The sequence below is a fragment of the Halochromatium sp. genome (assembly GCF_054919635.1).
Genome location: NZ_JBUDPI010000204.1, coordinates 1 through 6,846 on the forward strand (window position 1 = coordinate 1; position 6,846 = coordinate 6,846).

The 6,846-nt window shown below is 62.6% G+C and carries 7 protein-coding genes; 5 read left to right on the top strand and 2 right to left on the bottom strand.

Annotation, left to right across the window (positions count from 1 at the left end; translation table 11 throughout):
- Together amrA and ACY693_RS12450 are read left to right on the top strand one after the other, a co-directional pair.
- A partial coding sequence (gene amrA, locus ACY693_RS12445) for an AmmeMemoRadiSam system protein A (protein ID WP_462322147.1) occupies window positions 1-588 on the top strand: 588 nt, incomplete at its 5' end.
- Window positions 589-615: 27 nt separating this feature from the next.
- Window positions 616-1,920, top strand: a complete 1,305-nt coding sequence (locus ACY693_RS12450) for an HlyC/CorC family transporter (RefSeq protein ID WP_462322148.1) — start codon at window positions 616-618, stop codon at window positions 1,918-1,920.
- Here the strand turns inward: ACY693_RS12450 and ACY693_RS12455 are convergent.
- Window positions 1,917-2,756 carry a SirB1 family protein gene (locus tag ACY693_RS12455; RefSeq protein ID WP_462322149.1) on the bottom strand — a complete coding sequence of 280 codons (840 nt, stop codon included), beginning with the start codon at window positions 2,754-2,756 and terminating at the stop codon, window positions 1,917-1,919. The genes ACY693_RS12450 and ACY693_RS12455 overlap by 4 nt on opposite strands.
- A 174-nt stretch (window positions 2,757-2,930) precedes the next feature.
- On the opposite strand from ACY693_RS12455, the gene cysZ reads away from it, so the two are divergent.
- Together cysZ and ACY693_RS12465 are read left to right on the top strand one after the other, a co-directional pair.
- Window positions 2,931-3,668 (top strand): sulfate transporter CysZ, encoded by a 738-nt coding sequence (gene cysZ / locus ACY693_RS12460; protein ID WP_462322150.1) that lies wholly within the window; start codon window positions 2,931-2,933, stop codon window positions 3,666-3,668.
- A gap of 20 nt (window positions 3,669-3,688) precedes the next feature.
- Window positions 3,689-4,363, top strand: a complete 675-nt coding sequence (locus ACY693_RS12465) for a potassium channel family protein (protein WP_462322151.1) — start codon at window positions 3,689-3,691, stop codon at window positions 4,361-4,363.
- Window positions 4,364-4,429: 66 nt separating this feature from the next.
- Here ACY693_RS12465 and ACY693_RS12470 read toward each other — a convergent pair whose 3' ends face one another.
- Window positions 4,430-5,149 carry a class I SAM-dependent methyltransferase gene (locus tag ACY693_RS12470; protein ID WP_462322152.1) on the bottom strand — a complete coding sequence of 240 codons (720 nt, stop codon included), beginning with the start codon at window positions 5,147-5,149 and terminating at the stop codon, window positions 4,430-4,432.
- A gap of 346 nt (window positions 5,150-5,495) precedes the next feature.
- Here ACY693_RS12470 and recQ point away from each other — a divergent pair.
- Window positions 5,496-6,846: DNA helicase RecQ (gene recQ, locus ACY693_RS12475; protein ID WP_462322153.1), on the top strand; the 1,351-nt coding region annotated here is incomplete at its 3' end.

A 6,846-nucleotide genomic window follows, 5' to 3' on the forward strand; every position in this document is an offset into this window, starting at 1 on the left:
GCGTCCGAGCCCGAGGCCGAACCTGGCTCGGGACTCGATGCGGGCACGCGGCAGCGACTGCTCGCGATCGCGCGGCAATCGATTCAACATGGCCTTCAGCATGGATGCGCATTGCCCATCGTTGCTACGCAGGAGGCGCCTGCACTCCAGGCAGAGCGCGCAAGCTTTGTGACGCTCGAGCGACATAGCCAGCTGCGCGGCTGTATTGGACATCTGGAGGCGGTCACCGCCTTGGGTTGCGACGTCGCCGAGAACGCCTACGCCGCGGCCTTCTGCGACCCCCGTTTCGCACCGCTCTCCCTACAGGAGCTTGACGACCTGACAATCAAGATATCGGTATTGACCCCGCCGCAGCCAATCGCGTTCAGCACAGAGGCCGAGCTGATCGCGGCCATCGAGCCTGGTATCGATGGACTGATCCTGAGCGATGGTGCCCGGCGCGGGACCTTCCTGCCGTCGGTTTGGTCGCAACTGCCAACGCGCGCAGCGTTCTTGCGCCATCTGAAGCAGAAGGCCGGGCTAGCGCCGGATCATTGGTCGCCGCGCATCAAGGTCGAACGTTACCGCACCGAATCCTTTGGCGATTGATCGTATCCAGTCCGTCATTCCACCATCGTGAACGAGATTCCGCTCTCCGTCCTCTTCGCTTCGCTCGGGGCGTTATTACTGCTGTCCGGATTCTTCTCCGGCTCAGAAACCGCGCTGATGACGCTGAACCGCTACCGGCTGCGCTATCAGGCCGAGCAAGGCAAGCGCGGTGCCATCCTGTCCCAGCGTCTGCTCGACCGCCCCGATCGGCTGATCGGCCTGATCCTGCTCGGTAATAACTTCGTCAACATCCTGGCCTCGTCGCTGGCCACCGTGATCGCCTTGCGCATCGGCGGTGAGGGCGCCATCGCCGTTGCGGCGGGACTGCTGACCCTGATCATCCTGATCTTCTCCGAGGTGACGCCGAAGACCCTGGCCGCCTTGCATCCGGAGCGCATCGCCTACCCGGCCGCGTTCGTCTATGCACCGCTGCTGAAGCTACTCTATCCAGTGGTGGCAGCGGTCAATCTGGTTACCAACAGCCTGCTTAGCCTGATGGGCGTCAGGCCACAGTCAGGACAGGGCCAGGCCCTCAGTCGCGAGGAGTTGCGCACGGTCGTCAACGAGGCCGGGGCGATGATCCCCCAGCAGAGCCGCGACATGCTGATCGCGATCCTTGACCTGGAGAATGCCACGGTCGAGGAGATCATGATCCCACGCAACGAGGTCGAAGGGATCGACCTGCAGGACCCAACCGATGAGATCATCGCCGCGATTCGCCGCGCCAATTACACGCTGCTGCCGTTGTTCGACGGCAGTTTCGACAACGTGGTTGGCATGATCCACTCGCGCACCGCCATGCATGCGCTGCTGGAGCACGGTATCGGGCGGGGGCAGCTCGATAAGGACTACCTGCGCTCGATCGCGCGCGAGCCCTACTTCGTCCCTGAGGGCACCCATCTCTATCAGCAGCTGGTCAACTTCCAGCGCGCTCGGCAGCGGGTTGGGCTCGTCGTCGACGAGTATGGGGATTTCCAGGGTCTGATTACCCTAGCTGATCTGCTCGAAGAGATCGTTGGCGAGTTCACCACCGACCCCGCCGATGCCTATCCGGACATCCACCGCACCGACGACGGCAGCCTGTTGATCGATTGCACCATCACCATCCGCGAGCTGAACCGGGCCATGCGCTGGTCCCTGCCGACGCATGGCCCAAAAACGCTCAATGGTCTGATTATCGATTATCTCGAGACCATCCCGGAGCCCGGCACCAGCCTCAAGCTCCGCGGCTATCCGCTCGAGATCATCCAGGCCGATGACACCGCCGTGAAGACGGTGCGCTACCGCAAACCCGCGCTGCGCGGAGCCAGTACATCCGTCACATCGGGCTAATGCAGGCGCATCGGCTGCCCGCCCAGCTCATCGATGATCCGCGTGACGGCGGCGATCTGCTCGGCATCGTCCGAGACCTCGACAAAGCGACGCAGATCGCCAAGTGCCGCTGGCGCATAATCGAGATCCCGATAGAGCAGCCCGCGCTCGCGCAGCTCATCGGGCAGATCCGGCGCTAGGGTCAACGAGGCCGTCAGGGCCGCGAGGCGATTGACAGGCTCACCACGGTCTCGATAGATGCCGATCAGATTGCGCAGCATGCGCACCAGGATCTCACGCTTGGTCGCCGGACGCAGCAGTGCCGGATGACTGCGGATGCTCAGGGTGCCCTGACCGTAGAGATCCGCTAGGCGCTGATCCAGCTCGGACTCCGGCAACGCCACGCCGCCGGCATAGACATCCAGCATCAGTGCGGTATCGCCGCGGCCGATGCGCACCAGGAAATGCCCTGGAAAGCCAACCCCGTAAGCCGGCAAGCCAAGCCGAGCAGCGATCTCGATATAGAGCACCGAGAGCGTGATTGGAATCCCGAGACGACGGCTCAGCACCTGATCCAGGAAACTATTGCGCGGATCGTAGAAGTCATCCTGGTTGCCGACGAAGCCGATCTCTTCGAACAAGAACTGATTCAGCGCTCGCACCCGATCGAACAGATCGGACTGCTCGGGGTCCCGCTCTCCGGCTTGGGCGGCAAGCAGATCGAGCGATGCCAAGGTGTCGTCGGCCGCCAGCCCAGGTTGAAACAACCCACTCACCGCGAGCGCGCCGGTCGCGAGGTCGATCTCTTCATCAGGTTGACGCGCGAGCTGCGCAAATACGTGCTGAGCATTGGTCATCACATCTCCTCCTGCTGAACAGCAGTCTGCGGCCCCGCCCTTCTTGGGCTTGGGCTCGGACTCGAGCTTGGGCTCGAGCTCGGATACTTTACCTTCGACGGGACCTCAAAGCCGACCGATCAAGGTTATAGAATGCGGCGCGATCCCCTTCAACGAAACCCCTGCGAGGTCTTGATGCCTTCCAACCCATTCCGTGGCGCGACCTATATGCTCGAGGGTCTGCACTTGATCACGCGCCCTGGCCTGAAGCGCTTCGTCATCATCCCCCTGCTGGTGAACATCGGCGTCTTTGCCGGCGCCATCTGGTACGGTCTGAGCCGCTTCGAAGGCGCGCTCGGCTGGATGGAGCAGCAACTGCCAAGCTGGCTGCACTGGCTCGATTGGCTGCTCTGGCCGGTCTTCGTGCTGGCGCTGCTGATCATCGTCTTCTACAGCTTTACGCTGGTTGCCAACCTGATCGCCTCACCGTTCAACGGTCTCCTCGCCGAAAAGGCAGAAGCGATCCTGACCGGGCGCTCGATCGACGAGCCCATCGATTACGCCAAGCTTATCAAGGAACTGCCGGTCATTCTCTGGGATGAGGTCAAGAAGATCCTCTATGCGCTGGTGTGGACGATTCCGTTCTTGATCCTGGCCCTGATGGTGCCCGTGATCGGGCCATTGATCTGGTTCCTCTTCACGGCTTGGATGTTGGCGGTGCAATACAGTGACTTTCCGATGGGCAACCACGGCCTGTTGTTCCGCGATCAGCGCGCCCGGCTGCGCCAGCGCCGTTTCACCGCCCTCGGCTTCGGCTCGGCTGCCGCAGGCCTGACCATGATCCCGGTGCTGAACTTCGTCGTGATGCCCGCCGCCGTTGCCGGCGCGACCGTCATGTGGGTCAAGGTCTTCGATGATCGCGAGTCGCGCTGAGGTTGGAAAACCACACTCAGATGGACTTGCATCACCCCCAAGACCACGCCAGCGATGGAGGACCAACGCGCTTTGCCATCCTCTTGCTGAGCCTGCTCTTACTATCAACAGCAAGCAGCTTCGTGCCATTGGCCATCGGCGCGCTGGTTGGAAACCTGGCAGCCTCGGCAGTGCTCCTGGCGGGGCTGTTCTCGATGTACCACCGGCGTGGGCTGCTCCTGGTTGGCATGCTGCTGCTAGTGCCGGCGCTGGCCACACGTTGGGTCTTCTTCTGGCTCGAGACCCCGGCCCTTATCCCGGTCTCGCTCGGTTTCTGGCTGTTGTTCACCTCCTACAACGCCGGCGCGCTCTTCGTCTTCATTCAGCGTCGTGGCGCACCGACCAACGACACCATCTATGGGGGTATCTGCGTCTACGTGCTCATGGGCTACTGCTTTGGGGCGGGCTTCGCGCTGATCGAGACGTTAAATCCAGGCTCGTTCAGCTTCGCCAATGGGGTTCCCCCGAGTCCTCTAACGCTTGAGTTCCAAATGGCGTATTTCAGCCTCGTCACCCTGAGCACACTTGGCTACGGCGATATCACGCCCGTTGCGCCGGTCGCACAGTCGCTCGCCATGGTTGAGGCGGTCATCGGGCCGATGTTCGTCGCCGTGTTCCTGGCCCGTTTGGTCGGTATTCGCACCGCGAAGGATTGATCAGGGCTCTGATGCGGGGCGACTTGATGGATCGCCAATGAGGCGTCCCGAATGATGCATCCCGAATTAGGTCGGATCAGGCTGTCGCCGCAACAGGTCGACCCGATGCGGCTTCAGAAAGTGGGCGCCCGTCGGCGTCAGATGCTGTTCGAAGGCGGCGCGGATGCGGGCCACGCGCTCGGCCTCGATCGAGTCCGAGCGATAGCTCACCTGCAGATAGCGCTCCGCAAACGCGTCCCAATCCGCAATCGTGCCCGGGATCTGCACGAATCGTTGCGCTTCGAGGACGAAGCGCCCCGAGGCCACCGCCCGCTCGAGTGCGGCGAAGGCCGCTTCGCGCTCGGCGCGCTCCTCATGGACCATCGCCATCAGCGCATTGAACTCACCCCAGTACACGGGCTCGACGAAGCAGGCGGGACAGCCGGGCTTGAGCACCCGATGGATCTCGGCCAGCGCGGTGTCGAGCTGCGCGACCGGCACATGATGCAGCGACTTGAACATCACCACCGCGTCAAAATGGGCATCGGGGGCGCCGATCGCCTCGGCACCACCGAATACGAAACGGACCTGTGGCAGATCGGTGACCGCGCAATTCTTCGCCAGCTGCGTCGCGTCGACCTCGGTTGCCACCACCTCCGCCGCACCCAGTTGCTCAACCAGTGCGCGTGTCGCCACCGCAGCGCCACAGCCAAGCTCCAACACCCGCGCACCACGCAGATCGAGCAGCTCGGCGATCAGGTCGAGATCGGTTGCCGTTTGATAAGCATCAGGGTCGTTCAAGCGCATCATGATCGCAGCCGGTTTACAGGACTGGAAATTCTCCATTATCGCGCAACTGACACCAGGCTCACCGCAGACAGATCATCTCGGCCTGGTCACTCTTTGACCAAGCTGGCGGTTTAGGCAGCTGAAAGAGCCACTTGGCATGCCCCATCACAGGTTATCCACAGCGGTTCTAACAGCGCATGTGGAGGAATCGTGCCTGAACGTCTAGACCAAGGCAGGGCAACGTCTAGGCCAGGGCAAGGCGAGGTATCGATTGGCCAGTGCGCATTGACCCATCTGCTCCATTGCGGGCAGTCTTGTGAGCATCCGAGATGATCCTGGAATCTCCGCCGCGTCAGCCTCACCGATGGTCGCCGTCAACCGCTCACCTACCGCACTCGAGATCCTCGACCGCACCTTCGGCTACGCCAGCTTTCGCGGCGCGCAGGAACAGATCATCTCGCATGTTGCCGGCGGCGGCGATGCGCTGGTGCTGATGCCGACCGGTGGTGGCAAGTCCCTCTGCTACCAGATTCCAGCGCTGTTGCGCGATGGAACCGGCATCGTCGTCTCACCGCTGATCGCCTTGATGCAGAATCAGGTCGAGGCCCTGCGTCAGCTCGGCCTGCGCGCGGCCTTCCTGAACTCGTCGCTCGATCTCGACCAGCAGCGTCAAGTCGAGCAGGCATTGCTCACCGGCGCGCTGGATCTGCTCTATGTCGCCCCCGAGCGCCTGCTCACCGAGCGCTTTCTGGCGCTCCTCGAGCGCGCGCAGATCGCCCTGTTCGCGATCGATGAAGCGCACTGCGTCTCGCAATGGGGCCATGACTTTCGCCCCGAGTACGTGCAGCTCAATCACCTGCACGAGCGCTGGCCGCAGATCCCGCGCATCGCGCTCACCGCCACCGCCGATGGCCCCACGCGCAACGAGATCATCACGCGCCTTCAGCTCGAGCAGGCCGGACACTTCGTCTCCAGCTTCGACCGGCCGAACATCCGCTACCGCATCGTCGAGAAGCAGAGCCCGCGTCAACAATTGCTGCGCTTCCTGCGCGAGGAGCATCCTCAAAACGCAGGCATCGTCTATTGCCTCTCGCGCAAGCGGGTCGAGGAGACAGCCGACTTCCTCTCCGCCCAAGGCTTTCCGGCGCTGCCCTATCACGCCGGACTCAGCGCTCAGATGCGCCAGGCCCATCAGGCTGAATTCCTCCGTGGTGAGAACGTGATCATCTGCGCCACCATTGCCTTCGGCATGGGCATCGACAAGCCAGATGTGCGCTTCGTCGCACATCTGGATCTGCCGAAGAGCATCGAGGCCTATTACCAGGAGACCGGGCGCGCCGGCCGCGACGGGCTGCCGGCCGATGCCTGGCTGACCTATGGCCTCAGCGACGTCGTCAGCCTAAGACGCTTCATCGAGCAATCCGAGGCCGAGGAGCGCTTCAAGCTCGTTGATCTGCACAAGCTCAACGCCCTGCTCGGACTCTGCGAGACCACCCGCTGCCGGCGTCAGGTGCTGCTCGATTATTTCGGCGAGACCGGCAGCCCGGCCTGCGGCAATTGCGACACCTGCCTGACCCCAGTCGACTGCTACGAGGACAGCACGGTGATTGCCCAAAAGGCACTGTCCTGCATCCATCGCACCGGCGAGCGTTTCGGTGCCGGGTATCTCACTAATGTGCTGCTCGGCAAGGCCGATGAGCGCACGCGCGATATTC

Coding starts and splice junctions, on each gene's coding strand:
- ACY693_RS12465 (WP_462322151.1), top strand. CDS start 3,689: ATGGACTTGCATCACCCCCAAGACCACGCCAGCGATGGAGGACCAACG.
- ACY693_RS12470 (WP_462322152.1), bottom strand. CDS start 5,149: ATGCGCTTGAACGACCCTGATGCTTATCAAACGGCAACCGATCTCGAC.
- cysZ (WP_462322150.1), top strand. CDS start 2,931: ATGCCTTCCAACCCATTCCGTGGCGCGACCTATATGCTCGAGGGTCTG.
- ACY693_RS12455 (WP_462322149.1), bottom strand. CDS start 2,756: ATGACCAATGCTCAGCACGTATTTGCGCAGCTCGCGCGTCAACCTGAT.